This is a genomic window from Amycolatopsis sp. NPDC004368 (assembly GCF_053602515.1).
The window spans coordinates 34,151-57,511 of the sequence record NZ_JBSGDT010000007.1 but is presented as its reverse complement, the minus strand read 5'-3'; the positions used below and the strand labels follow the sequence as shown (position 1 = coordinate 57,511).

The 23,361-nt window shown below is 71.9% G+C and carries 20 protein-coding genes, 2 pseudogenes and 1 riboswitch; of the genes and pseudogenes, 11 read left to right on the top strand and 11 right to left on the bottom strand.

The features are described from left to right. Positions 1-45 precede the first annotated feature (45 nt). Positions 46-1,242, top strand: a complete 1,197-nt coding sequence (locus ACWEOE_RS13125; protein WP_452007805.1) for an FAD-dependent oxidoreductase — start codon at positions 46-48, stop codon at positions 1,240-1,242. Between the two features lie 27 nt (positions 1,243-1,269). On the opposite strand, the gene argS is transcribed toward ACWEOE_RS13125, so the two are convergent. The 3 genes from argS to ACWEOE_RS13110 all read right to left on the bottom strand — a co-directional run bounded on the left by argS (position 1,270) and on the right by ACWEOE_RS13110 (position 6,752). After that, a complete protein-coding gene (argS, locus tag ACWEOE_RS13120) occupies positions 1,270-2,997 on the bottom strand; it encodes an arginine--tRNA ligase (RefSeq protein WP_452007803.1) in 1,728 nt (575 codons plus the stop codon). 73 nt (positions 2,998-3,070) lie between these two features. Beyond that, positions 3,071-4,360, bottom strand: coding sequence for an MFS transporter (locus tag ACWEOE_RS13115; protein ID WP_452007801.1), 1,290 nt, complete (start codon positions 4,358-4,360; stop codon positions 3,071-3,073). A gap of 265 nt (positions 4,361-4,625) precedes the next feature. After that, positions 4,626-6,752 carry a RecQ family ATP-dependent DNA helicase gene (locus ACWEOE_RS13110; protein WP_452007799.1) on the bottom strand — a complete coding sequence of 709 codons (2,127 nt, stop codon included), beginning with the start codon at positions 6,750-6,752 and terminating at the stop codon, positions 4,626-4,628. 304 nt (positions 6,753-7,056) lie between these two features. On the opposite strand from ACWEOE_RS13110, the gene nadD reads away from it, so the two are divergent. From nadD to ACWEOE_RS13085, 5 genes are read left to right on the top strand one after another with little or no spacing between them, the layout of a single operon-like run. Then, positions 7,057-7,656 (top strand): nicotinate-nucleotide adenylyltransferase, encoded by a 600-nt coding sequence (nadD, locus tag ACWEOE_RS13105; RefSeq protein ID WP_366189846.1) that lies wholly within the window; start codon positions 7,057-7,059, stop codon positions 7,654-7,656. A gap of 45 nt (positions 7,657-7,701) precedes the next feature. Further along, entirely contained in the window at positions 7,702-8,130 is a 429-nt protein-coding gene (gene rsfS / locus ACWEOE_RS13100) for a ribosome silencing factor (protein ID WP_452007797.1), read from the top strand. Beyond that, a complete protein-coding gene (locus ACWEOE_RS13095) occupies positions 8,127-8,741 on the top strand; it encodes a histidine phosphatase family protein (RefSeq protein WP_452007795.1) in 615 nt (204 codons plus the stop codon). Before rsfS ends, ACWEOE_RS13095 begins: the two co-directional genes overlap by 4 nt. A gap of 3 nt (positions 8,742-8,744) precedes the next feature. Next, complete coding sequence (gene octT, locus ACWEOE_RS13090; protein ID WP_452007793.1) at positions 8,745-9,473, top strand: diglucosylglycerate octanoyltransferase; 729 nt, start codon at positions 8,745-8,747, stop codon at positions 9,471-9,473. Between the two features lie 4 nt (positions 9,474-9,477). Further along, positions 9,478-10,326 carry a DegV family protein gene (locus ACWEOE_RS13085; protein ID WP_452007791.1) on the top strand — a complete coding sequence of 283 codons (849 nt, stop codon included), beginning with the start codon at positions 9,478-9,480 and terminating at the stop codon, positions 10,324-10,326. 21 nt (positions 10,327-10,347) lie between these two features. Here ACWEOE_RS13085 and ACWEOE_RS13080 read toward each other — a convergent pair whose 3' ends face one another. From ACWEOE_RS13080 to ACWEOE_RS13070, 3 genes are read right to left on the bottom strand one after another with little or no spacing between them, the layout of a single operon-like run. Next, positions 10,348-10,911 (bottom strand): TetR/AcrR family transcriptional regulator, encoded by a 564-nt coding sequence (locus ACWEOE_RS13080; RefSeq protein ID WP_452007789.1) that lies wholly within the window; start codon positions 10,909-10,911, stop codon positions 10,348-10,350. A gap of 13 nt (positions 10,912-10,924) precedes the next feature. Next, positions 10,925-11,749 (bottom strand): oxidoreductase, encoded by an 825-nt coding sequence (locus tag ACWEOE_RS13075; protein ID WP_452007787.1) that lies wholly within the window; start codon positions 11,747-11,749, stop codon positions 10,925-10,927. A 46-nt stretch (positions 11,750-11,795) separates the two neighbouring features. Further along, complete coding sequence (locus ACWEOE_RS13070; protein ID WP_452007785.1) at positions 11,796-12,206, bottom strand: nuclear transport factor 2 family protein; 411 nt, start codon at positions 12,204-12,206, stop codon at positions 11,796-11,798. Between the two features lie 181 nt (positions 12,207-12,387). Here ACWEOE_RS13070 and ACWEOE_RS13065 point away from each other — a divergent pair, with 181 nt between their 5' ends. Further along, entirely contained in the window at positions 12,388-13,137 is a 750-nt protein-coding gene (locus tag ACWEOE_RS13065; RefSeq protein ID WP_452007783.1) for a helix-hairpin-helix domain-containing protein, read from the top strand. After that, positions 13,134-15,518, top strand: coding sequence for a ComEC/Rec2 family competence protein (locus ACWEOE_RS13060; RefSeq protein WP_452007781.1), 2,385 nt, complete (start codon positions 13,134-13,136; stop codon positions 15,516-15,518). Before ACWEOE_RS13065 ends, ACWEOE_RS13060 begins: the two co-directional genes overlap by 4 nt. 27 nt (positions 15,519-15,545) lie before the next feature. Here the strand turns inward: ACWEOE_RS13060 and thrC are convergent, their stop codons facing one another. After that, positions 15,546-16,811 (bottom strand): threonine synthase, encoded by a 1,266-nt coding sequence (thrC, locus tag ACWEOE_RS13055; RefSeq protein ID WP_452007779.1) that lies wholly within the window; start codon positions 16,809-16,811, stop codon positions 15,546-15,548. Positions 16,812-16,824: 13 nt separating this feature from the next. Beyond that, a riboswitch (SAM riboswitch) is annotated at positions 16,825-16,958 on the bottom strand. 146 nt (positions 16,959-17,104) lie between these two features. Here thrC and holA point away from each other — a divergent pair. Then, positions 17,105-18,076: a DNA polymerase III subunit delta gene (holA, locus tag ACWEOE_RS13050; RefSeq protein WP_452007777.1), complete on the top strand. Its 972-nt coding sequence runs from the start codon at positions 17,105-17,107 to the stop codon at positions 18,074-18,076. A gap of 642 nt (positions 18,077-18,718) precedes the next feature. Here holA and rpsT read toward each other — a convergent pair. Then, a complete protein-coding gene (gene rpsT / locus ACWEOE_RS13045; protein ID WP_452007775.1) occupies positions 18,719-18,979 on the bottom strand; it encodes a 30S ribosomal protein S20 in 261 nt (86 codons plus the stop codon). Positions 18,980-19,351: 372 nt separating this feature from the next. On the opposite strand from rpsT, the gene ACWEOE_RS13040 reads away from it, so the two are divergent. Further along, positions 19,352-20,215 (top strand): EamA family transporter, encoded by an 864-nt coding sequence (locus tag ACWEOE_RS13040; protein ID WP_452007773.1) that lies wholly within the window; start codon positions 19,352-19,354, stop codon positions 20,213-20,215. Between the two features lie 22 nt (positions 20,216-20,237). Continuing rightward, positions 20,238-20,612: a VOC family protein gene (locus tag ACWEOE_RS13035; protein WP_452007771.1), complete on the top strand. Its 375-nt coding sequence runs from the start codon at positions 20,238-20,240 to the stop codon at positions 20,610-20,612. Positions 20,613-21,338: 726 nt separating this feature from the next. Here the strand turns inward: ACWEOE_RS13035 and ACWEOE_RS13030 are convergent. The 3 genes and pseudogenes from ACWEOE_RS13030 to ACWEOE_RS13020 all read right to left on the bottom strand — a co-directional run. Beyond that, positions 21,339-22,022, bottom strand: a complete 684-nt coding sequence (locus tag ACWEOE_RS13030) for an SDR family NAD(P)-dependent oxidoreductase (protein WP_452008212.1) — start codon at positions 22,020-22,022, stop codon at positions 21,339-21,341. After that, positions 22,019-22,643: pseudogene (locus ACWEOE_RS13025) on the bottom strand (MmgE/PrpD family protein). Before ACWEOE_RS13025 ends, ACWEOE_RS13030 begins: the two are co-directional and overlap by 4 nt. A gap of 28 nt (positions 22,644-22,671) precedes the next feature. Further along, a pseudogene (locus ACWEOE_RS13020) lies at positions 22,672-23,355 on the bottom strand (MmgE/PrpD family protein); the annotation flags it as partial. Positions 23,356-23,361: the final 6 nt, after the last annotated feature.

The following is a 23,361-nucleotide window of genomic DNA, read 5'->3' as shown; positions in this document are numbered from 1 at the left end:
TCATCCATACGGATAATTATGGCTGACGTCTGAGAGGGGAAGACCATGAACTTGAGAGTTGCCGTCGTCGGCGGCGGGACCGGTGGTCTGTGCCTGGCCCACGGGTTGGTGCGCGCCGGCGTCGACGTGGCCGTGTACGAGCGCAGCCGCACGCGAACCGAACGGCTGCAGGGCTACCGCGTGCACATCGATCCGCACGGCGCGGCGGCGCTGCACGAATGCCTGCCGCCCGAGGCGTGGCGGCGGTTTCTGGCCACGACGGGGGAGAGCGCGCACGAGTTCGCGTTCGTGACGGAGCAGTTGCGCGAGCTGGCCGTGCTGCGCGAGCCGCCCGCGGCGGACCCGGCCGCCGCGCACCACTCCGTGAGCCGGATCTCGCTGCACCAGGTGCTGTCGACGGGACTCGACGGAATCCTCTGGCACGACAAGGAGTTCGTGCGTTACGACACCGGCCCGAAAGCCGTCACGCTGCACTTCGCCGACGGCACCACGGCCGAAGCCGACCTGGTGATCGGCGCGGACGGTGCCAACTCCCGCGTCCGCGCGCAGCTCCTGCCGCACGCGCAGCGCGTGGACACGGGCATCGTCACGATCGTCGGCAAGACCCCGGTCCCGTCAGCGGCCTCGCGCTTCACCGCCGGCCCGGTCTACGTGGTCGGCCCGCCGGGGCGCGGGATGTTCACCGCGCCGCACCTGTTCCCGGAAGTCGCGCTCAACGACGAGACGGCCGAGGTCGATCCCGTGCTGTTCGACAACACCGGCAGTTACGTGATGTGGGCGTACGGATCCCGGCGGTTCCCGAGTGGGCTGTCCGAACAAGACGGTCCTGGCCTGCGATCCGCTGTGCTCGACCTGATCCGCGGCTGGCACCCCGACCTCGTCCGCCTGGTCGAGAGCGCACCGGACGCGTCGGTGAGCCGCCTGCCGATCCTCACCTCGGTGCCGGTCGCGCCGTGGCAACCGGGCCCGGTGACGCAGCTCGGCGACGCGGTGCACAGCATGACGCCCTTCCGGGGCATCGGCGCGAACACCGCCCTGCGCGACGCACAGTTGTTGTGCCGCACGCTTTCCACGGGCGGCGACGTGGGGGAGTACGAACGCGAGATGCGCAAGTACGGCTTCAAGGCGGTCCGCACGTCGGCGCGCAGTGCCGAGCAGTTCGTGTCGGAGAGCCGGATCGGACGGCAGGCGGCACGTGGGATGTTCCGGGCCCTGGGAGCGGTGGCGAAGCTGCGGGGTTGAGACACGGCGCGCCTCAACCCCGCGAGGTCACAGCCGCCGCGGCGCTGCGATGCCGAGCAGGTCCAGGCCGAGCACCAGCGTGCGCGAGGTGAGCGTGGCCAGCTGCACGCGCGATGCCCGCAGCTCCGGCGTTTCCGCCGACAGCACCGGGCACTGCTCGTAGAAGCGGGAGAACGTCACGGCCGTGTCGTACAGGTACGTACACAGCTTGTGCGGCGCGTACGCACTGGTCGCCGAGCGCAGCGCCTCGCCGAAGCGCAGCAGCGTGAGGGCCAGCGCGCGTTCGGCCGGTTCGGCCAGCGTGATCGGCACGTCCGTGTTGCGGTGACCGGCCTTCGCGAGGATGGACTCGATCCGTGCGTGGGCGTACTGCAGGTACACGGACGTGTTGCCGTCCTTGGCGAGCATGCGGTCCCAGTCGAACACGTAGTCGCGTTCGCGGTCGCCGGACAGGTCGGCGTACTTCACCGCGCCGATGCCGACGGCGCGGGCCACCTCGCGCTGTTCGGCCGCGCTGAGCTCACTGCGTTCGGCGACCACGTCGGCGGCTTGCGCGACGGCCTCGGCCAGCAGGTCGGCGAGCTTGATCGTCTCGCCGGCGCGGGTGCGCATCACCTTGCCGTCGGCGCCGAGCACGGAGCCGAAGCCGATGTGCTCGGCGTGCACTCCGTCGAGCCAGCCCGCGGCGCGGCAGACGGCGAAGAGCATCGCGAAGTGCTGCGCCTGCGGCGTGCCGACCACGTAGAGCAGGTCGGTGGCGCCGCGTTCGGTGGTCCAGTACTTCGCGGTGGCGAGGTCGGTGGCCGCGTAGCCGTAGCCGCCGTCGCGCTTGCGGACGATCAGCGGCAGCCGGTCGCCTTCGCGGTTGTGGAAGCCTTCGGGGAACACGCAGACGGCGCCGTCGCTGAGCTCGGTGAGCCCGTCGGCCTCCAGTTCGTCGACGACCTTGGCGAGGTAGGGGTTGTAGAAGCTCTCGCCGTAGATGTCCTCGTCGGTGAGCGTGATGCCGAGCAGGTGGTAGACCTCGTTGAAGTGGCGCGTGGACTCGTCGACGAGCCCCTGCCACGTCGCGAGCGTCTCGGCGTCGCCGCCCTGCAGCTTCACGACGCGCTCGCGCGAGCGGGTGGCGAAGGCTTCGTCGGAGTCGAACTTCCGGCGCGCGGCCTGGTAGAACTCGTTGAGGTCGCCGATTCCGCTGGGACCGGCGGGCGGTTCGTCGAGCAGGTGCTCGATGAGCATGCCGAACGGCGTGCCCCAGTCGCCGAGGTGGTTGTGCGGCAGCACTTCGTGGCCGGCGAAACGCAGCAGGCGCACGATCGCGTCGCCGATCACCGACGAGCGCAGGTGGCCGACGTGCATTTCCTTGGCGACGTTGGGGCTGCTGTAGTCCAGCGCGATACGTCGCGGCTGCGCGGCGGGTTCCACGCCCAGGCGTGCGTCGTCGGTCAGGGCGGTGATGCTCTCCTCGAGCCACTCACGCCGCAGCACGAAGTTGAGGAAGCCCGGCCCGGCGACCGCGGGCGGCTCGGCGAGATCGGCGATCTCCAGGTGCTCCACGATGGCCGCGGCGACCTCCCGCGGCGCGCGGCCGAGGCGTTTGCCCAGGCTCATCGCGAGGTTGCACTGGTAGTCCACGCCTTCGCGGGTCGAGACGGCGATCAGCGCGTCGGCCGGGGTGATCTCGACGTCGAGCGCACGGCGGAGAGCGTCCACCACGCGTCGGGCGAGTTCCTCACTAACCTCGGGCTTGCGCACGGTGTCCCTCCTTCTGGTCGCTTCGCCGGTTTCGCAGGAGCGTAGCGACCGGGCCGCAGGGACCTCGAAGGGATTACCGCAGTTCGCTGCCCTTCGTCTCAGGCAGGTGCAGCACCACGAAGAACGCGATGGCCGCCGCGACCGCGACGTAGCCGAAAAAAACCGTGGCCGCACCCGCCGCCGAAAGCGCGTTGAGCACCAGCGGCGCGGTGCCACCGAACACGGCGACGGTGAGGTTGTACCAGGCCCCGATACCCAGACCCCGCAATTCGGTCGGGAACAGCTCGCTCATGATCGCGGGCGCGAGCGACGTCATCGCCGTGTACAGGCCGAGGCCCACGCAGAAGACGACCAGCAGCCCGCCGAGCCCCGGCCCGACGAGGAACGACAGCGGCACGATCACCACCGCGGTCGCCCCCGACCACACGAGCAGCTGCGGCCGCCGCCCGACGCGGTCGGCCAGCGCGCCCATCGGGTACTGCAGCACCACGAACAGCGCGGTGGCGATCGACAGCGCGAGGAACGCGTCGACGTCGCTCGCGCCGCGCGTCTTCACGGCGAAGGAGGTCAGCGCGCTGAAGAAGGTGTAGTAGCAGAGCGTCGACAGCATCGTGAACCCGACGAGCTGCCCCACGGCCTTGGGGTGCTGGGTGAGCGTCGTGAGCAACGGCCGCTCGACGCGTCGCGCCTGGTCCTTCTTCTGTTCGAACAGCTCGGTTTCCGCGAGACTGCGCCGCAACCACAGCCCCACAAGGCCCAGCACCCCGCCGAGCAGAAACGGAATCCGCCACCCGAGCGACGTCAGCTGCGCCTTGTCCATCGTGCGCGCCAGCACGAACCCCAGCACGGTCGCGATCAGCACCGCCGACCCGGTCGAGATGTAGAAGAACGACGAGTACCGCCCCCGCCGCTTCGCCGGCGCGATCTCGCCCAGGTAGGCCGATGCGTTCGACACCTCTCCACCGAGCGACAGCCCCTGCGCCACCCGCGCCACGAGGAGGAGGCCCGGGGCCAACCACCCGACCTGCTCGAACGTCGGCAACACCCCGATCGCCACCGACCCACCCGCCATGAGCGCGATGGTGAGGATCATCGCGGGCTTGCGCCCGTGCACGTCCGCGAACCGCCCCAGCAGCACCCCGCCCAGCGGCCGGAAGAAGAAGGCCAGCGCGTACGTGGCGAACGTGTTGATCAACGCCAGCGCTTCGTTGCCCGAGGGGAAAAACGCGCCCGCGAAGTAGATGCTGAACGTCGCGTAGATCGTCCAGTCGAACCACTCCAGCGCATTCCCGGCACTGGCCGCCACCAACCGCCGCACCGGCAACCGGTGCCTCGCCGGGACTTCCACCGTCGATTCGGCCATGCCGACCTCCACGTCCGCGAGGGGTGGAAGGGCACTTTGCCAGAAACGCCCGGTGATCGGTAGTTCTTCACGGACCGGATCTGGTCTTTGTGCCCTGCCGCCGTGGTCTGGACCGTGGCAGCGCGGTGGTTCGGACTCGTGGCCGCGAGACGTCGTTCGACGGGGTGTCGGCCTGCGCGCGGGTGTTGGTCATGGCTTGCCGTTCGGCCCGGTGCCGACTTGGCCCGCGTCCGGGCGTCGTCCGCCGGTGTCGGCGGGCCCCCGGTCAGGAGGTGCTCGCCAGACCGAAGGGCAACACCGCCTTCGCGCCCGCGTTGCGCAACAGGCGGGCCGCCAGGGTCATCGTCCAGCCGGTGTCGATGATGTCGTCCACGAGGAGGATCGGGCCGGGTGCCGAGGCGACCGCGGCGGCGACGTCGTCGGGCAGGGAGAGGCGGCGCCAGAGGTCGGCGAGGCGCTGGGCGCTGTTGGCCTGCCGCGGGGGTGGGCCGGCGGACTCGAGTGTGCCCAGGTGCTCCAGGCGGCCGACGGTGGCGAGCCGTTCCGCGAGGCTCGCGACCAGCACCGGCCGCGTTGCCGAGGGCACGGCGACGACGGCCGTCGGGCGCTCCGCCCAGGGCCACGCCGCGAGCACCTTCACGCAGGCCTGGAACACCGAATCGGGAACGACGTCGTCGACCGCGCCGGGACCGACGAGCTCGCGCAGGCGCGAACCCCAGCCGACGTCGGTGAGGCGGCCCAGCACCTGGCCCGGCTCGGCCTGCTCGGTAGCGGCGATGCGGCCCGACACCGGTACGTCGAGCCCCTTCATCCCACTCGGCCACTGCTTGCGCGGCGCCACCTCGACGCCCGGGCGGTCGAGCCGCTCGCGCGTGGCGCCCACGACCGCCTCCGACACCGCGGTGTCCCAGTGCTGCCCGGTGCAGTTGTCGCAGCGGCCGCACGGTGCGGCGTCCGGGTCGTCCAGCTGGCGGCGCAGGTATTCCATGCGGCAACCGGTGGTGGAGATGTACCCGAGCATCGCCGACTGTTCGGCCTCCCGCGCCTTGGCGACGCGGGCGTAGCGGTCGCGGTCGTATCGCCACTCCTGGCCCGTGCTCTCCCAGCCGCCGCGCACGCGCCGGACCGCGCCGTCGACGTCGAGCACCTTCAGCACCATCTCCAGCCGCGAGCGCGACAGCTCCACCGTCGGCTCGAGCGCGGCCGTCGACAGTGGACGGTCGGTGTAGGCCAGCGAGTTCAGCACCTGCGTCACCCGCAGTTCGTCGGGAAACGCGAGCGAGCCGAAGTACGCCCAGATCGCCTTGTCCTCGCGCCCGGGCAGCAGCACGACCTCCGCGCGTTCCACACCGCGGCCCGCACGCCCGACCTGCTGGTAGTACGCGATCGGCGACGACGGCGCGCCCAGGTGCACCACGAACCCGAGGTCCGGCTTGTCGAACCCCATCCCCAGCGCCGACGTGGCCACGAGCGCCTTGACCCGGTTGGCCAGCAGATCGTCCTCCGCCGCCTGGCGGTCGGCCGGATCGGTCTTGCCTGTGTATGCGGCCACCGGGTAGCCGCGCTCGCCGAGCAGCGCCGCGACGTCGTGGGCCGCCGCGACCGTGAGGGTGTAGATGATGCCGGACCCGGGCAGCTCGGCCAGGTGCTCGGCGAGCCACGCCAGGCGCGCCTGGTCCGTCGGCAGCTCCACCACGGCCAGCCGCAGGCTCTCGCGGTCGAGCGGCCCGCGCAGCACGAGCGTGTCGCCGCCCGTGCCGATGCCCAGCTGATCGGCGACGTCCGTGGCCACGCGGTCGTTGGCCGTCGCGGTGGTGGCCAGCACCGGCACGCCGTCGGGCAGGTCGCCCAGCAGCGTGCGCAGCCGGCGGTAGTCGGGCCGGAAGTCGTGGCCCCAGTCGGAGATGCAGTGCGCCTCGTCGACCACGAGCAGCCCGGCGCTCGCGGTGAGCTTCGGCAGCACGGCGTCGCGGAAATCCGGGTTGTTGAGCCGTTCGGGGCTCACCAGGAGCACGTCGACGTCGCCGGCCACCACCGATGCCTGCACCTGGTCCCACTCCTGCGCGTTGGCCGAGTTGATGGTCGCCGCGTGGATCCCGGCCCGCGCGGCCGCCGAGATCTGGTTGCGCATCAGGGCCAGCAGCGGCGAGACGATGACCGTCGGACCGGCGCCCTGCTCGCGCAGCAGAGCCGTGGCCAGGAAGTACACGGCCGACTTGCCCCACCCGGTGCGCTGGACGACGAGCGCACGCCGGTGGTGGGCGACGAGGGCCTCGATCGCCGTCCACTGGTCCTCGCGCAGGGTCGCGGTTTCGCCGGCGAGCGACCGCAGCAGGGTCTCGGCACGCTCGCGAAGGGCTTCGGTGGTGTCCACGTTCCCGGTGTACCCCATGAGTCCGACAGAACGGGAGCCGGACGGGGTGCGAACGGACCGTTGATACCACAATACCCAGGGTTATGTGACTCAAGTCACAATGGACACCTGCGTAAGGCGTTCGCGACTTCCGGCTCTCCTCCGCAACCGGTGCCTCTCGGGGGAGGTGATCGGTTGCCCGGCGTTGCCCCCTTGATCGCCGGCGATGAGCGTGCGGGCCCGGCCTCCTCCTGGGGAGCGGGTAGGCCGCGGCCCGCACGTTACGGACGTCGCAGTCGGAATCGGGGCTTGCACGCGTCCGCGCGTATTAGGCTCACCGGCTATGTCACCACGCCGGATCGGGGTCATGGGCGGCACCTTCGACCCCGTGCACCACGGTCACCTCGTCGCGGCCAGCGAGGTCCAGTCGCGCTTCGCGCTGGACGAGGTCATCTTCGTCCCGACCGGCCAGCCGTGGCAGAAGTCCGAGCGGGTCGTCACCCGCGCCGAGGACCGCTACCTGATGACGGTGATCGCCACCGCGTCCAACCCGGTCTTCTCCGTGAGCCGCGTCGACATCGACCGCGGCGGCCAGACCTACACCGTGGACACCCTGCGGGACCTGCACGAGGAATATCCGGACGACCAGCTGTTCTTCATCACCGGCGCCGACGCGCTCGAACAGATCCTCACCTGGCACAAGGCCGACGAGCTGTTCGACTTCGCGCACTTCATCGGCGTCACGCGCCCCGGTTACCGGCTCAACTCCCACCACCTGCCGAGCGGCAAGGTCAGCCTCGTGGAGGTCACGGCCATGGCGATCTCGTCCACCGCGTGCCGCGAACGGGTGGAGCGCGGCGAGCCCGTCTGGTACCTCGTGCCCGACGGCGTGGTCCGCTACATCGCCAAGAAGGACCTGTACCGCAAAGACCGAGGTGAGTGACCGGGTACCCTCGTCCGGGCGTACCCCGAACCCTGAAGGAGCACTGTGGCAGCGACGTCCGAGGCACGAGAGCTGGCCGTCGCGGCCGCGCACGCGGCAGCCGACAAGCTGGCCAGCGACGTGGTCGTGCTGGACGTGTCCGACCAGCTCGTGATCACCGACGCGTTCGTGATCGCGTCGGCCGCCAACGAGCGGCAGGTCGGTGCGATCGTCGACAACGTCGAGGAGAAGCTGCGCATCGGCGGTCACAAGCCGGTCCGCCGCGAAGGTGCCCGCGAAGGCCGCTGGGTGCTGCTGGACTACGTCGACGTCGTCGTCCACGTGCAGCACCAGGAGGAGCGTTCGTTCTACGGCCTCGAACGGCTGTGGAAGGACTGCCCGCGCATCGAGGTCGAAGGCCTCGCGTCCGCCGGCGACGGTGACGGCGACGCCGCGGCCGACGGCACCGGCAGCGTGGACGGCCTGGACGCGTGAGCCTGAAGCGGCTGCTGCTCTGGCGGCACGGCGAGACGGACTACAACGCCGCCGGCCGCATGCAGGGACACCTCGACTCCGCGCTGACCCCGGTCGGCTGGAACCAGGCGCGCTTCGCCGTCCCGGCGCTCGCGCGGTTCTCGCCCGACCTGGTGATCGCGTCGGATCTGCACCGCGCCACCGACACCGCCACCGTGCTCACCGAGGCGATCGGCGTGCCGCTGCGCATCGACAAGCGCCTGCGGGAGACACACCTCGGCGAGTGGCAGGGCATGACCGGCCCCGAGGTCGACGCCGCGTATCCCGGTGAGCGCAGGAAATGGGCCACCGACGCCGCGTGGGCACCGCCGGGCGGTGAGTCCCGAGTGGACGTCGCCGCGCGGGCAGGCGAGGTCGTGAACGACCTGCTGCAGCCCAATTCCGAGGCCGGCGAATCGGTGCTGCTCGCGTCGCACGGCGGGTTGATCGTCGCGCTCACGGCCAAGCTGCTGGAGCTGCCGATCGAGGTCTGGCCCTCGCTCGGCGGGATCATGAACTGCCACTGGGTGGAGCTCGGCCGCCGTGACGGCACCTGGCGGCTGCACGCGTACAACGCGGGGATCACCGGCTGACCGATGGGCCCGCACCTGCTCGTCTTCGGTGACTCGCTGAGCTTTCACGGCCCCGAAGGCCCCTGTGCCGCCGACGAACCACGCCTGTGGCCCAACGTCGCGGCCACCGCCCTCGACGGGCGCGCCGACGTGGTCGCCGGCATCGGCTGGACCGCGCGCGACGTCTGGTGGTCGCTCACCGGAGACCCCCGCGTGTGGGCCGACCTGCACCACGTGGACGCCGTCGTGCTGGCGATCGGCAGCATGGACACGCTGCCGTCGCCCCTGCCGACCTACCTCCGCACGGGCCTGCGGTACCTGCGTCCCGACGGCGTGCGCCGCGTCGTGCGCGGTGCGTACCTGGCCGCGCAGCCGCGGTTGTCCGTGGTGCTGCGGGGCCGGCCCGCGGTGCTGCCCGCGAAGCTGACCGTGCACTACCTGGACCTCGCCGTGGAGGCGTTGCGCGTGTTGCGGCCCGAGCTGCCGATCTTCGGGATGCTGCCGTCGGTGCACCGCGCCGACGCCTACGGCCGCGTCCACACCGCCCGCCCCGCCGCGGCCGCCGCCATGGCAGCCTGGGGCGCGCGCGTGGACGTGCCGCTCCTCGACCTCCCGGCCGTCGTCGGCGACCACGTGCTCGGCGGCGAGGGCAACCCCGACGGCATGCACTGGGGCTGGGCGGGACACGAAGCGGTCGGCACCGCCATGGCCAAGCTGATGACACCGGCTTTGCACCCCGGCCACGTAGGCTGACGGCGTGTCGGTCGCCGTGGTCACGGACTCCACCGCCCATCTGCCGGAGGGTTTCGCCGACCGGCACTCGGTGCGCGTGGTGCCCCTGCACGTCCTCGTCGACGGCGCCGTCTCCTACGACGGCACCGAGATGGGCCCCGCCGCGCTCGCGGAAGCGCTGGGGGAGCGCAAGATCGTGACCACGTCACGGCCCACGCCCGCCGAGTTCGCCGCGGTCTTCCGCGCCGCACTCGACGAAGGCGCCGAGTCCGTCGTCTCGGTCCACTTGTCCAAACAGCTCTCCGGCACGTGGGAAGCCGCCGTGCTCGCCGCGCAGGAAGTGGGTCCGGACCTCGTGCGCGTGGTCGACTCGCGCACCACCGCGATGGGCCTCGGGTTCGCCGCCCTGCACGCCGCGGTCGCCGCCACCGCGGGCAAATCGGCGGTCGACGTCGAGGTGGCCGCGGTCGACGCCGCCGCCCGCTCGTCCACGCTCTTCGTGGTCGAGACCCTCGAGCACCTCCGCCGCGGTGGCCGCATCGGGCCCGCCGCCGCGCTGCTGGGCACGGCGCTCGCGGTGAAGCCGGTGTTGCACATGTCCGAAGGGCGCATCCTTCCGTTGGAAAAGGTCCGGACCATGAACCGGGCCATGGCCCGGCTGGTCGAGCTCGCGGTGCAGGCCGCCGGCGACGGCCCGGTCGAGCTCGCCGTGCACCACCTCGCCTCGCCCGAACGAGCCGTCGAGCTCGCGAACCGTCTCGAGGAAGCCGTGCCCGGCTGCGCCGGCGGTTGCGTGGTCTCGGAGCTGGGCGCCGTGATCGGCGCGCACACCGGGCCGGGCGTGCTCGGCGTGGTCGTGCAGCGCGAGCGCTGATCTCCTTGGCCGGTAAGGGTTTCAGTCCTTGCCGGTGGTGAAGCCAGCGAGGAACAGCCGCAGCCACCGCGCCCGCACCACCGGCTCGACGTCCGTCGGCGCCGTGAGGATGAGCAGGTAGAAGTCGTCGGCCGTCACGTCCTCACGCAGCCGCCCGTCACGCTGGGCGGCCACGATCAGCCGCGTCATCGCGGTGCGGCTGCGGCTCTCCTGCTCGGCCGTGAGGTACTCGGCGCCCACGTTCTGCGCCGCGGCCTTCACCGCCCGGTCGGCGGCCGCCGCCTCGACGATGTGGCTCACCAGTGCCGTGATCTCGCCCATCGCGTCGGCCTCGCCGGCCACCCGCTCGGCGGCCGCCTCGATCGCCTGGGTGATCACCTCGCTGTGCTCGCCGATCACCGCCGTGACGAGGTCCGTTTTCGTCGGGAAGTGCCGGTACAACGTGCCGACGGCGACCCCCGCGGCCTCGGCGATCGTGTCCATCGGGACGTCGGGGCCGAGCCGCGTGATCTGCTCCCGCGCCGCGTCGAGGATTTTCGTGCGGTTGCGCACCGCGTCGGCGCGCAGCGGGCGGGACGGCTCCATCGGCTCTCCGGGGTCAGCTCGCGACGGCCCTCTTGATCAAGGCGTCGAAAGCGCGGTCGGGCAGGACACGGCGCAGGAAGATCAAGGGCTTCGCGCCGAAACCCGCAGCGTAACGTGTGCGCGGCCGCCGGACGGTGGCAGCCTTGGCGACGGTCTTCGCGATGACCGACGGCTGCGACAGCATCCGCGCGTGGACGCCCGAGCTCATGCCCTTCGCGAGTTTCTCGGCCAGGTCCGCGTACACACCCTCGCCGGACACCTCCTTCAGGTGGTCCATCGCGATGGCACCCCATTCGGTCGCGATCCCGCCGGGCTCGACCACGACCACGTCGATCCCGAAGGGCTGCACCTCCATCCGCAGCGAGTCGGAGAACCCTTCCAGGGCGAACTTCGTGCCGTGGTACCACGCGCCCAACGGCGTGTGGATCTTGCCGCCCATCGACGAGATGTTCACGATCCGGCCCGAACCCTGCGCGCGCATCACCGGCAGTACGAGCTGGATCAACCGCGCGGCGCCGAACACGTTCACGTCGAACTGGTAGCGCGCTTCCGTCAACGGCACGTCTTCGACCGCGCCGTACGAGCCGTAGCCCGCGTTGTTCACCAGCAGATCGATCCGCCCGGACTCCGCGACGATCGCAGCCACGGCCTTCTCGGCCGACTCCTCGTCCGTCACGTCGAGCGCGATCGTGCGCACCCCACGCTCGGCGAGGCCGGCCATCCGCTCCACTCGTCGCGCGGCGCCATAAACGGTGTACCCACGCTCGAGCAGCGCTCGCGCGGTCGACTCTCCGATTCCCGACGATGCGCCCGTGACAAGGGCGACCTTGGACGACATGGCCCACACCTCCTGAAGATGAACTAAGACTCAGGTTTATCATGAGTCACCGTTCACCTTCAAGCGGGGCGGGATCGACGGCCGCGAACGAGTGGTGTTCGTGCGTCACCGTCCAGCGGCCCTGCTCCTTGCGCAGGCCCAGGGTGAGCCGCAGATGGTGGCCCGGCGGATCGGCGGGCGTGCCGCAATGAAGCAGGGCCCACGCGAACGCCACGTCTTCGCCGGCGGTCACGTCGAGTTCGAGGATGGTGAACTCCGCGCCTTCCGCTTGCCAGACGAAAAACGGTGGCCAGGTCTCGCGGTAGGCATCGATCCCGCGAACTCCTTCGTGGGGCGGTGGGACGTCGAACATCACGATGTCGTCGGAGTGCCCGGCCAGGACGCGGTCGAGATCTCCGTTGTGCACGGCGGTGGCCCAGTTTTCGATCAGGGCACGAATCTCGGTCTCGTCGGTCATGGGGGTCCTTTCGTCGGGGCCACCGTCGAGGGCGGCGATGGCGGACAGCATGACACCGCCGTCCGACGAAAACGGCTGATCGGACCGAGTTATCCACAGGGGCCTGGTTTTCGGCGAGTTATCCACAGGCTGCCGAATTCACCCTGGCAGCCAGTGTCGATCTTCGCTTACCGTCGCACGTGTGTTCGATCAGACCGCCCGTGATCCGGGCACTCCCGTGAACGCCAGGCTCGCCTGGTTGGCCGATCAGCTGGCAGCGGGCCCGCACACCGTCGGGCCCGGCGGCCGGTTGGTCCGGCGCTGGCTGCCCGGCGGCACCGACCCGGCCCACCCCGGCCTGCCCGGTGTGCTGAAAAACCCGCGGGTGCTGGTCGTCGCGGGCATGGTGGTCGTGGTCGCTCTGATCGCCGCGGGGTTCGCGGTGTACGGCGGGTCGCCCGCGGTGGAGGTCGCGCCATCGCTGCCGAGCGCGAAGGCCCACCCTCCGGCCGCGGCCCCGCCGTCGTCGTCCGCGGCAAAGCTGGTGATCAGCGTGATCGGGCACGTGCGTGCGCCCGGTCTGGTCACGGTCCCGGCGGGCTCGCGCGTGGCCGATGCGGTTCGCGCCGCCGGTGGCGCGGATCCGGGCACGGACCTCTCGGGTCTGAACCTCGCGCGCAAGCTGACCGACGGCGAACAGCTCGCGGTCGGCATCACGGTCGCCTCCTCGGCTTCGGCCGGCTCCGGTGCGCCCGCGGGCAAGCTCGACCTCAACTCAGCCACTGCCGCGCAGCTCGACACGCTGCCCGGCGTCGGCGAGGTCACCGCGGGTCGCATCGTCGACTGGCGCACCGAGCACGGCGGTTTCTCCAGCGTCGAACAACTTCGCGACGTCGAAGGCATCGGCGAAAGCAAGTTCCAAAAATTGAGGGAGCAGGTGACGGTCGGATGATGTTCGCGCAGCCGGACGCCCCTCCTTCGTGGCGTGATCACGACTTGCGGCTCGTTCCGGCAGCCCTCGCCGCGTGGGCCGGCACCCTCGCGGGCTTGCGGCTCGGGTGGTGGGCGGCCGAGGTTTTCGGTGCCGTGGCGGTGGTTCTGTCCGCGGTGCTGCTCGCGCGAAGGCGGGGCCGATGGCTCGGTGCGGCGGGTGCGCTGCTGGTCCTCGGGCTCGTCGTGGCGCTGCCGACGGCGTGGCGGATCCGGGGCGCCGAGCAGGACGTACTCGCGCAAGCCGCGGCGCACGGACTGACCGCGACGGTACGCGTCGAGGTGGCCGAGCGGCCGCGGCCGATCCACAGCGCCGGATACGCCGATCAGCAGGCGGGCACACGGTCGGTGGCCATCGACGCGCGGGTGGAATCGGCCACTGTGGACGGTCGGCCGCTGGGTTCGACCGGTCGGGTGCTGCTGCTCGCGCCCGTGGCGGGCTGGGGGCAACTGCTGCCGGGCCAGGACGTCACGGCGTCGGGCCGCCTGGCGCCGGCGCGCGGGGGTGAGCTGACGGCCGCGGTCGTCTACCTCCAGGGTGCGCCGGTCCAGGTCACGGCCGCGCCGTGGTGGCAGCGCGCGGCGGCGGAGTTGCGCGCCGGCTTGCACGAGTTGTGCGCGGTGCTGCCGGAAGAGCCGGCCGGGCTGCTGCCCGGGTTGGTGCTGGGCGACACGAGCGCGTTGCCGGAGCAGGTCGAGCAGGAGTTCACGGACTCGGGGCTCACGCATTTGATGGCCGTGAGCGGGGGAAATCTCGCGATCCTGTGTGGTTCGGTGCTGCTGTTGTGCCGCTTGCTGCGCATCGGGCCGCGGGTGTCGGCTGTCGCGGCGGGACTGTGCTTGTGCGGGTTCCTGGTTCTGGTCGGCCCGGCGCCGAGCGTGCTGCGCGCCGGAGTGATGGGTGGGGTCGCGCTGCTGGCCTTGGCGTTGGGGCGGCGCGGGTCCGCGTTGCCGGCGCTGGCGTTTTCGGTGTGCGCGCTCGTGGCGTGGGACCCGGTGATGGCGGCGGACTTCGGGTTCGCGCTGTCGGTGCTCGCGACGGCGGGGCTGGTGCTGCTGGCGCCGAGGTGGGCGAATTCCTTTGTCCGGCGGGGGATTCCGCCCGGGTATGCCGAGGGCATCGCCGTGCCGCTGGCCGCGTTCGTGGTCACCGCGCCGGTGATCGCGGGCATGGCGGGCACGGTGAGCCTCGTCTCGGTGGTCACCAACGTGTTGGCGGCACCTGTCGTCGCGCCGGTCACGGTGCTCGGTGTGCTGGCCACGGTGGTCGGGCCGTGGTGGCCCGGGGCCGGGCGGGTGCTGGTGCACCTGGCCGATCCCGAGGCGCGCTGGCTGATCACCGTCGCGCGGCACGGCGCCCGCGCGCCTGGTGCGGTGCTCACGTGGCCGGGTGGCTGGTGGGGCGGGCTGTGCGCGGCCGGCGTGCTCGGCGTGGTGGTGGTCGCGCTGCGGTTCAGGCGGGCGCGGCTGCTGGTGGCGATGGGGCTGGTGGCGGTGCTGCTGATCTTCGTGCCGCCGCGGGTGCTCTCGCCGGGCTGGCCGCCGAAGAACTGGGCGATGGTGGAATGCGACGTCGGACAGGGCGACGCGGAGGTGCTGGCCACGGCGGAGCCCGGCCGCGCTGTGGTCGTGGACACCGGGCCCGAACCGGGGCCGGTGGACGAGTGCCTGCGACGGCTCGGCGTGGACCGGATTCCGTTGCTGGTGCTCAGTCATCTGCACGCCGACCACATCGGCGGGCTGTCGTCGGTGTTCGACGGCCGGGCCGTGGGCGCGATCGCGGTCGGGCCCGGGCGGGCGCCGGCATGGGCGTGGCAGCAAGTGTCGCAGCAGGCGGCGGCGCACCACGTGCCCTTGCTGGAGCTGAGCGACGGGCAGCGGCTGGGCTGGCCGGGTCTTTCGCTCGACGTGCTCGGACCGCGCTACGTCACGGCGCGGGCGGCCGCGGAGCAGGACGGCACGATGATCAACAACAGTTCCGTGGTGCTGAGGGCGACCACGGCGGTGGGGAGGGTGCTGCTGACCGGAGACGTGGAACTGGCCGCGCAGGCCGACTTGCTGGCCGAGGGGGTGGACCTGCACGCCGAAGTGCTGAAAGTGCCGCATCACGGATCTCGGTACTCGTTGCCACAGTTCCTCGCGGCGGTGGGAGCGCGGGCCGCGATGATCAGCGTGGGTGCGGGCAACAGCTACGGACATCCGGCAAAGTCCACAGTGGACGTACTGGGCACGCTGGGTGTGCTCGTGACGCGGACCGATGTGGACGGAGACACGGCGGTGGTGCCCGGAGACGGCGGGCCGGCCGTGGCCCGCCGGGGTGAGCCGCGCGGACCGCCCCGGTGAGGAGCGGCCCGCGGGCCCGTCGTCAGGTCAGTAGCCGAGCGCCTTGGCGACGGCCGCGGCCGACGGCGGCACGGTCGCCTTGGGGCCGATGCGGCCTTCGACGGCGTCGAGCGTCTTGAGGCCGTCGCCGGTGATGAGCAGCACGGTCTCGGCGTCGGGGTCGAGCTTGCCGGTCTCCACGAGCTTCTTCGCCGTCGCGACGGTCACGCCGCCCGCGGTCTCGGTGAAGATGCCTTCGGTGCGCGCGAGCAGCCGGATGCCCTCCACGACCTCCTCGTCGCTCACGTCCTCGATCGCGCCGCCGGTGCGGTTCACGACGTCGAGCACGTAGGGGCCGTCGGCGGGGTTGCCGATGGCGAGCGAGCGGGCGATGGTGTCCGGTTTCACGGGCTGCACCACGTCGTGGCCGGCGCGGAACGCCGTCGAGACGGGGGAGCAGCCGGTGGCCTGGGCGCCGAAAACCTTGTAGGGGCTGGCTTCCACGAGGCCGAGCTGGCCGAGCTCGCGGAAACCCTTGTCCACCTTGGTCAGCTGCGAGCCCGACGCGATGGGCACCACGATCTGCTGCGGCAGGCGCCAGCCGAGCTGCTCGGCGACCTCGTAGCCGAGCGTCTTGGAGCCTTCGGAGTAGTACGGGCGGACGTTGACGTTCACGAACGCCCACGTCGGGTGCTCGGCGGCCAGCTCGGTGGCGAGGCGGTTGACGTCGTCGTAGTTGCCGTCGACGGCGACGAGGTCACCGTCGTAGACCGCGGTCGTGAGGATCTTGGCGCGCTCGAGGTTGCTCGGGATCAGCACGACCGACTTCCAGCCGGCGCGGGCCGCGGCGGCGGCCGTCGCGTTGGCCAGGTTGCCGGTCGAGGGACACGCGAGGACCTCGAAGCCGAACTCGCGGGCCGCGGCCAGCGCGACGGCGACCACGCGGTCCTTGAAGGAGTGCGTGGGGTTGCCGGTGTCGTCCTTGACCCACACGGTCTTCAGGCCGAGGGCCTTGGCCAGCCGGTCGGCCTTGACCAGGCGGGTGCCGCCGGGTTCGGTGTTCGGGATCTCCTCGACGGTCGAGGGGACGGGAAGGAGCTTCTTGTAACGCCAGATGTTCTTGGGGCCGGCTTCGATGTCTTCGCGGCGCACGCGGCCGAAGTCGTAGGCGACCTCGAGCGGGGAGAAGTCCTCCGCGGACACGAACTCCGGGGCGAGCGGCTGCCGGTGGCCCTCTTCCTTCGACACCAGTTCGACGGCAGGACCGAGGTCCAGGGTCTTCTTGGTGGAGGACGTTCCGAGGGTTGCAGTCATCGCGAGGTTCCTTTCCTCATCTGCCCCGCCGAAGCGGGCCGGAATTGGCACCGTGGTCGTCAGCTATCCCGCAAATTCGGGAAGACAGGCTGTACGCCGGTTGCCGGGGCTTCGTCGGGCCGTTCCCTCTGCCCCTCTGGATGAGCGGTGTTCAGTTGTCGGCGCGCCGCGGTGTTCGGGTCGAGCGGGCGCTGCCTCGGGTACACCGTACGACATGGCGATCACCTCGTGCCACGGTGGCGGCGCACATCACCGAAGACGGTGTGTGGCCGGGCGGGTGAGAGGATGGTGGGGTGACCACCGCACCCGCGCCGCTGCACCTCGTCCTCGGTGAGGAAGAACTGCTCATCGAGCGGGCTGTCCGCTCGTCGCTGGACGCCGCGCGGGCTGTGGACTCGACGGCCGAAATGACGCGCAACCGGGTGTCGGAACTCACACCGCCGGTGCTCGCCGAGCTGGTGAGCCCCTCGCTGTTCAGCGAGGGGCGGGTCATCGTGCTCGACGCGGCGCAGGACATCTCGCAGGAGCTGGCGGACGCGGTGCTGGCGTACCTCAAGGCGCCCGCCGACGGGATCGTGCTCGTGGTCGTGCACAACGGCGGCGGGCGCAGCAAGGCCGCCAAGGCGCTGCCCGCGGCGCTGAAAAAGGCGGGCGCGGAGATCACCGAGTGCCCGAAGCTCACGAAGCCCGCCGAGCGGGAGTCGTTCGTGCGCAACGAGGTGCGTCGCGCCGGCGGCAAGATCGACGCGGCGGGCGTGCTGGCGCTGATGGATACCGTCGGCTCGGACCTGCGCGAGCTGTCCTCCGCGGCGACGCAACTCGTCGCCGACACCGGCGGCGTGGTCGACGAGCAGGCCGTGCGCCGCTACCACACGGGCCGCGCCGACGTGACCGGCTTCGCCGTGGCCGAGAAGGCCGTCGGCGGCGACTACGCGGCGGCGCTGGAGTCGCTCCGCTGGGCCATGCAGCTGGGCGTGCCGCACGTCCTGGTCGCCGACGCCCTCGCCGACGCGGTCCGCACCATCGCGCGCGTGTCCGCGGCCGGCCGCGGCAACCCGAACCAGATGGCGGGCGAGCTGGGCATGCCGCCGTGGAAGATCCGCAAGGCGCAGGGCCAGTCGCGCGGGTGGAACCAGGACGGCCTCGCCACCGCCATGCGCGTGGTCGCCCGCCTGAACGCCGAGGTCAAGGGCGCGGCGGCCGACGCGGACTACGCGCTGGAACGCGCGGTGGTCGAGGTCGTGGCCGCGAAGGGTGAACGCTGACCCTGCTCAGGCGGGGTTCGGGCTGTCGGCACGCGGGCTGAGTCGGCCGCAAGCGCCATGCGGGGCCGGTCGCTAGCCGCGCCGGAGGCTGCGCGGTCGCAGGTCCGGGATTGATCGCCTTTTCGGCTTCCGGGCCCAGCCTTCTCGTCCAAGCGAAGCGCAGGGCTCAGGTGGGTCCCGGCTGGGCGGGAAATGCTCGGTGATGGGCTGGCCTGACTTCGTCGGACGGCGGGCTCAGCGTGCAATTGAGCACGCTGTGGAGCGCGAGCTGAGCTGCGAGCGGGCTTGGCCGGAAATGCTCAGTGACGGCTGGCCGGGCCCGAGTCGTCGGAACGGCCGGCTCAGCGGCGGAGCCGAGGATGCTGTGGAGGGCGGGCTGAGGTGCTTGCGGGCTGGGCGGGAAACGCTTGGTGATCAGCGGCCTGACTTGTCGGGAGGCTGGCCCGGCGTGCGGTGGAGCACGCCGTGGAGCGCGGGCTGAGGTGCCTGCAGGCCGGGCGGGGAAGCGCTCGGCGATCCGCTGGTCCAGGTTGTCGGAACACGGCCCGGCGTCGTCGAGCGCGGGCGGCTGCGATGGCACGAAAAAGGCCCGGTGACCAGCCGATCACCGGGCCTCTTCAGGTCTGACTGAACGCGATCAGCTCAGAGCTGGTTCGCACGCTTCGCGAGCGCCGACTTCTTGTTGGCGGCCTGGTTGGCGTGGATGACGCCCTTGGTGACGGCCTTGTCGAGCTTGCGGGCCGCGTCGCGCTGGAGCTCGAGGGCCTTGTCCTTGTCGCCGGCCTCGGCGGCTTCGCGGAACTTGCGGATCGCGGTCTTCACCGAGGAGCGGATGGCCAGGTTGCGCTGGCGGGCCTTCTCGTTGGTGGTGATGCGCTTGATCTGGGACTTGATGTTGGCCATGAAGGCGTCCTGCTTTCGTCTCGGTGAAGGTCGCTGCCGCGGTGAAGTGGCTCCGGGCGCCTGAAGCGGAGAAGCAGGCGCAGCCGGGTTTCCTCCCTGACGGAAAGCCGCACGGCAACGAACGGAAATGCTAACAGGCCTGCTCGCGGGCCCTGTGGGCGGCCCGGCGTGATCGCTTCGGCTATGCTGGGCGGTGGTAGTGCCTAGGGTTCCGCCGCCGGCTCGCGCGAACAAGCAGCACACCACAACCAGGGCCGGCGGGGCTGGTCCGAGCGGCACCGTCGGCGCGGCCGGAAGCCCGCCGTTCATCTGACGGGACAAAAGCCTGGAGGACCCGGTCTCTCGCGTGCGCGGGGGACTCGAAGGGGTCCGGTGAACACCACTGCTTTGTCGTTCGTCCTCGTCGCCGCGGTCGTGCACGCGGGGTGGAACCTCGCGGCCAAGCGGGTGACCTTCGGTGGGCCGCGGTTCGTGTGGCTGTACTACACCGTGTCGGCCGTCTTGATGGTTCCCGTGACGATCACCTTGCTGCTGGTCGAAAATGAGCGTCCACAGTGGACTTGGTTGCTCGCCGCGGTGGTGACGGCCGTGCTGCACGTGGGGTACGGCACCGTGTTGCAGCGCGGGTACGTGGTGGGGGACCTGTCGATCGTGTACCCGCTGGCGCGCGGCACCGGGCCGTTGCTGTCGGTGCTGGCGGCTGTGCTGGTGCTGCACGAGCGTCCCGGGGTGCTGGGGCTGGTCGGGGCGCTGCTGGTGGTGGCGGGCGTGCTCGTGATCAGCCTCGGTGGCAGCGGGGGAGACCCGAAAGCCCAGCGCGCGGGCGTGTTCTACGGCGTGCTCACCGGGGCGACGATCGCGGCCTACACGCTGTGGGACGCCCACTCCGTGACGACGCTCGCCGTCCCGCCGCTCGTGTACTTCGGCATGGGTGCGGTGGTGCAGAGCGCGCTGCTCGCGCCCGCCGCGCTGCGTGACCGCGCGGAGGTGGCGAAGCTGTGGCGGGAGCACCGCAAGGAGACGCTGATCGTCGGGATCGCTTCGCCCGCGGCGTACCTGCTGGTGCTGTACGCGCTGCGGCTGGCGCCGGTCAGCCTGGTCGCGCCGGCGCGGGAGCTGTCGATCGTGCTGGGCGGGCTGGCGGCGTGGTTCGTGCTCGGCGAGCGCAACGCGGCGCGCCGGCTGGCGGGGTCGGTGGTGGTGCTGGCCGGGATCGTCGCGATTGCGGTGGCCTGAGTCGCTCCGGTAGGCAGGACGCATGCACGTACTGAGCAGCCGGGTCCTGATCCACCCGCGCGACCCGGAGGTCTCCACCGCGTTCTACCGCGACACGCTCGGGCTGGCCATCCAGCGCGAGTTCCCCGGCGGCACGGTCTTCTTCGCGGGCGGCGGCTCGATCGAGGTCGTCGGCCGCAACGACGCGGCGCCTTCGCCGGCCGTCGACATCTGGTTGCAGGTCCCCGACCTGCCGGCGGCGCTGGAGGAACTGGCCGCCCGCGGCGTCACGCCGGTCCGCGGGGCGCAACGCGAGCCGTGGGGCCTCGACGAGGCCTGGATCACCGACCCGGACGGCATGCGCATCGTGCTGGTGCAGGTGCCGGCCGACCACCCGCTGCGCCGGGATCCGCGCTAGCCCCGAGGCCGGTGGTGGGGTCGACCTGCTGCTGGTGGCGCGAGCGGCGGGGCCGGACTGCGCGGGCTGTGGGGTGCGCTGGCCGGAACGGTGCCGCGGCCGCCGGTTCCGGACTAGGGATCACCGGGCGAGTGATCCGGTCCGGTCGGACCCGGATGGGATGCGCATCGTGCTCGTGCGCGTGTCGGCCCGGTCATCCGCTGCGCCGGGATCCGCGCTAGGCCCGAGCCGGTGGTGGGGTCGACCTGCTGCTGGTGGCGCGAGCGGCGGTGCCGGACTGCGCGGGCTGTGGGGTGCGCCGGCCAGGCGGTGCCGCGGCCGCCGGCACCGGACGCGGATGGGGCGCGCATCGTGCTGGTCTGGTGCCGGCCGACCGCTCGCTGCGCCGGGATCCGCGCTGGGCCCGGGGCCGATGGTGCGATCGAGCAGCGGCTCGTCGCGCGCGCAGCTGGACCGGTCTGGACGGGCCGTGAGTGCGCCGGCCAGGGCTGTGCCGCGGCCGCCGGCCCGGACCACCGCGCAGGTGATCCGGGCCGGCACGACCACCGCGGTCCGTTGCCAGCGAGCAGGCCCGATGAGCGGCCCACCTGGACGTCGACGAGACCGGCCCGAATCCCGGTGTCCGCGGCCGCCGAGGCCACGCGCAACGGGCAGCAAGCCGCCCGTTGCTGCCCTTGGTCCTGGGGCACCGCGGGTTCTCCGGCGCTCCGGTCCAGGCCGCCGGTCTCACGCGTCCGGCGGGCCCACCGAGATCAGCTGCCCCGTCACGTGGGCGGCGGTCGGGGACGCGAGGAACGCGACCGTCGAAGCCACGTGCCCGCGGCGCACCTCCGACGAGGCGGCGTCCGGAGCGTTCATCCGGCCCGGGGACACGGCGTTCACCGTGATTCCCTCGGTGGCGTAAGCCGCGGAGAGGGCCTTGGTCAACCCGACGACCCCGTGCTTCGCGGCGGACAGGTGCACGCGCGACGGGTCGCCGCGCAGGGCGTTGGCGCCGATCATCGAGAGGATGCGGCCGCCGCCGGCGTGGCGCAGGTGCGGGAGGACCGCGTGGGCGCAGTGGAAAGCGCCGTCGAGGGTCACCGAGCGCACCGCGGCCCATTCGGCGAGCGTCAGTTCGTCGAACGGGACGCGGGTGCGCAGGGCGGCGTTGTTCACGAGCACCCGCACCGGGCCGAGGTCGGCGGCCTGTTCGACCATGTCGGCGACGGCGGCGGGGTCGGCGACGTCCGCGACCAGGCCGAGGGCCGGTACCCCGAGCGCGGCGATCTCCGCGGCGGTCTGCCGCGCCGTCTCGTGGTCCGAGCCCGCGGTGACCACCGCGCCGAAGCCGTCGGCGGCGAGCTTGAGTGCGATGGCCCGGCCGAGGTTGCGCACGCCGCCCGTGACGATCGCGATCGGCGGGGTCACGGGGCCGTCCGCCGGACCAGTTCGGCGAAGTCTTCGTCCGCGCCGGTGTGCCAGCAGAGGTCGAGCAGTTCCTGCGCCCGCACAGTCCCCAACCGCGGCGAGGCGGTGTCGAGGAACTTCGCGGCGAGGTCGTCGTCCGGCAGCGGATTGTCCGGGGTGCCGCGGTTGTCCGCCACGGACTCGGTGAACCGCCGGCCGTCGGACACGACCACGGTGACGACGGCAGCGCTTCGTCAGCGACGGATCGGCCACGACGGTGACCCGGTCCCGCACCTGCGCCAGGACCGGGTCGGTCGCGCCGGCGTCGCTGAAGTGCTCGAGTCCCGGCCGCGGCGCCACCAGGGCCACCGCCGCGCCGTGGGTGAGGCTGAACTTCGCGTCGAGGCCCGTGCGGGGCCGCACCTTCCCGGTCACGGTCGCGGCGTAGGGGTGCACGCGCGCCTCCACCTCGGACACGTCCTGGGCCATGAAGCCGTGGCGGGCGCGCAGGGTCCGGATCGCGTCGAGCGTGGGATGGGTGAGCGAGCCGCTCGGGTACGCCTTGTACCCGTTGGCCAGCAGGTGCCACGTTTCGCGCAGGCCTTCGGCGAGCCGGTCCGGCTTGGGCGCCGGCGAGAGCACCGCCAGGAAGCCGCGCTACGCCCTCCAGCACGTCGGTGGACGACGTGAACCCCTCGGCCGCGGCCAGAGCCGAAAGCAGGCCGTCCATCGCGGCCTTGCCGGGGTGCAGGGCCTTGCCGTCGGTGCCGTAGACGTTCTTGAGCCCCGCGGCCTGGGTGCCCGCCGTGCCGAACGCCTGTGCCGTCGTGTCCGGCGCCAGGCCGAGCAGGTTCGCGGCGGCGGCCGCCGCGCCCAGGTGCCCGGTGGTGCCGGTGACGTGCCAGCCCGCCTCGTAGTGCTCCGGTCCCGCCGCGAGCCCGACCCTGGTCTCCGTCTCGAACCCGGCGACGAACGCGGCCAGCGCCCGGGCGCCGCTGATCGGTGCCCGCTCGGCCGAAGCGAACACCACCGGCCACACCGGCGCCGAACCGTGCACGGTCGTGCCGCCGGGGTTGAACGTGTCGTCGTAGTCCTCGACGTGCGAGGCGAACCCGTTCACCAGAGCCGCGAACGGCGCCGAGGCCCGTTCGCGGCGACCGATGAGCGTGGTGGTCCCGGCGCCGACGCGCCCGGCCACCCGCACCAGCGCACCGGTTCCCGTCGCGGAGGCGCCCGCGGGTGCGCACGCCAGCCAGTCGACGAGCGCACGACGGGCCTCGTGCACCACCTCTTCCGGCAGGTCCTCGTGAGCCAGAGCCGACGCGAACGCCGCCAGCGACCGGGTCTCGTCCACCTTTTC

Excerpts from the sequence above, each read along its gene's own strand:
- octT (WP_452007793.1), top strand. The coding sequence starts at position 8,745 with ATGGGCCCGCACCTGCTCGTCTTCGGTGACTCGCTGAGCTTTCACGGC.
- ACWEOE_RS13110 (WP_452007799.1), bottom strand. The coding sequence starts at position 6,752 with ATGGGGTACACCGGGAACGTGGACACCACCGAAGCCCTTCGCGAGCGT.
- thrC (WP_452007779.1), bottom strand. The coding sequence starts at position 16,811 with ATGACTGCAACCCTCGGAACGTCCTCCACCAAGAAGACCCTGGACCTC.
- ACWEOE_RS13075 (WP_452007787.1), bottom strand. The coding sequence starts at position 11,749 with ATGTCGTCCAAGGTCGCCCTTGTCACGGGCGCATCGTCGGGAATCGGA.
- ACWEOE_RS13125 (WP_452007805.1), top strand. The coding sequence starts at position 46 with ATGAACTTGAGAGTTGCCGTCGTCGGCGGCGGGACCGGTGGTCTGTGC.
- rpsT (WP_452007775.1), bottom strand. The coding sequence starts at position 18,979 with ATGGCCAACATCAAGTCCCAGATCAAGCGCATCACCACCAACGAGAAG.
- ACWEOE_RS13035 (WP_452007771.1), top strand. The coding sequence starts at position 20,238 with ATGCACGTACTGAGCAGCCGGGTCCTGATCCACCCGCGCGACCCGGAG.
- ACWEOE_RS13115 (WP_452007801.1), bottom strand. The coding sequence starts at position 4,360 with ATGGCCGAATCGACGGTGGAAGTCCCGGCGAGGCACCGGTTGCCGGTG.
- nadD (WP_366189846.1), top strand. The coding sequence starts at position 7,057 with ATGTCACCACGCCGGATCGGGGTCATGGGCGGCACCTTCGACCCCGTG.
- ACWEOE_RS13080 (WP_452007789.1), bottom strand. The coding sequence starts at position 10,911 with ATGGAGCCGTCCCGCCCGCTGCGCGCCGACGCGGTGCGCAACCGCACG.
- ACWEOE_RS13070 (WP_452007785.1), bottom strand. The coding sequence starts at position 12,206 with ATGACCGACGAGACCGAGATTCGTGCCCTGATCGAAAACTGGGCCACC.
- ACWEOE_RS13060 (WP_452007781.1), top strand. The coding sequence starts at position 13,134 with ATGATGTTCGCGCAGCCGGACGCCCCTCCTTCGTGGCGTGATCACGAC.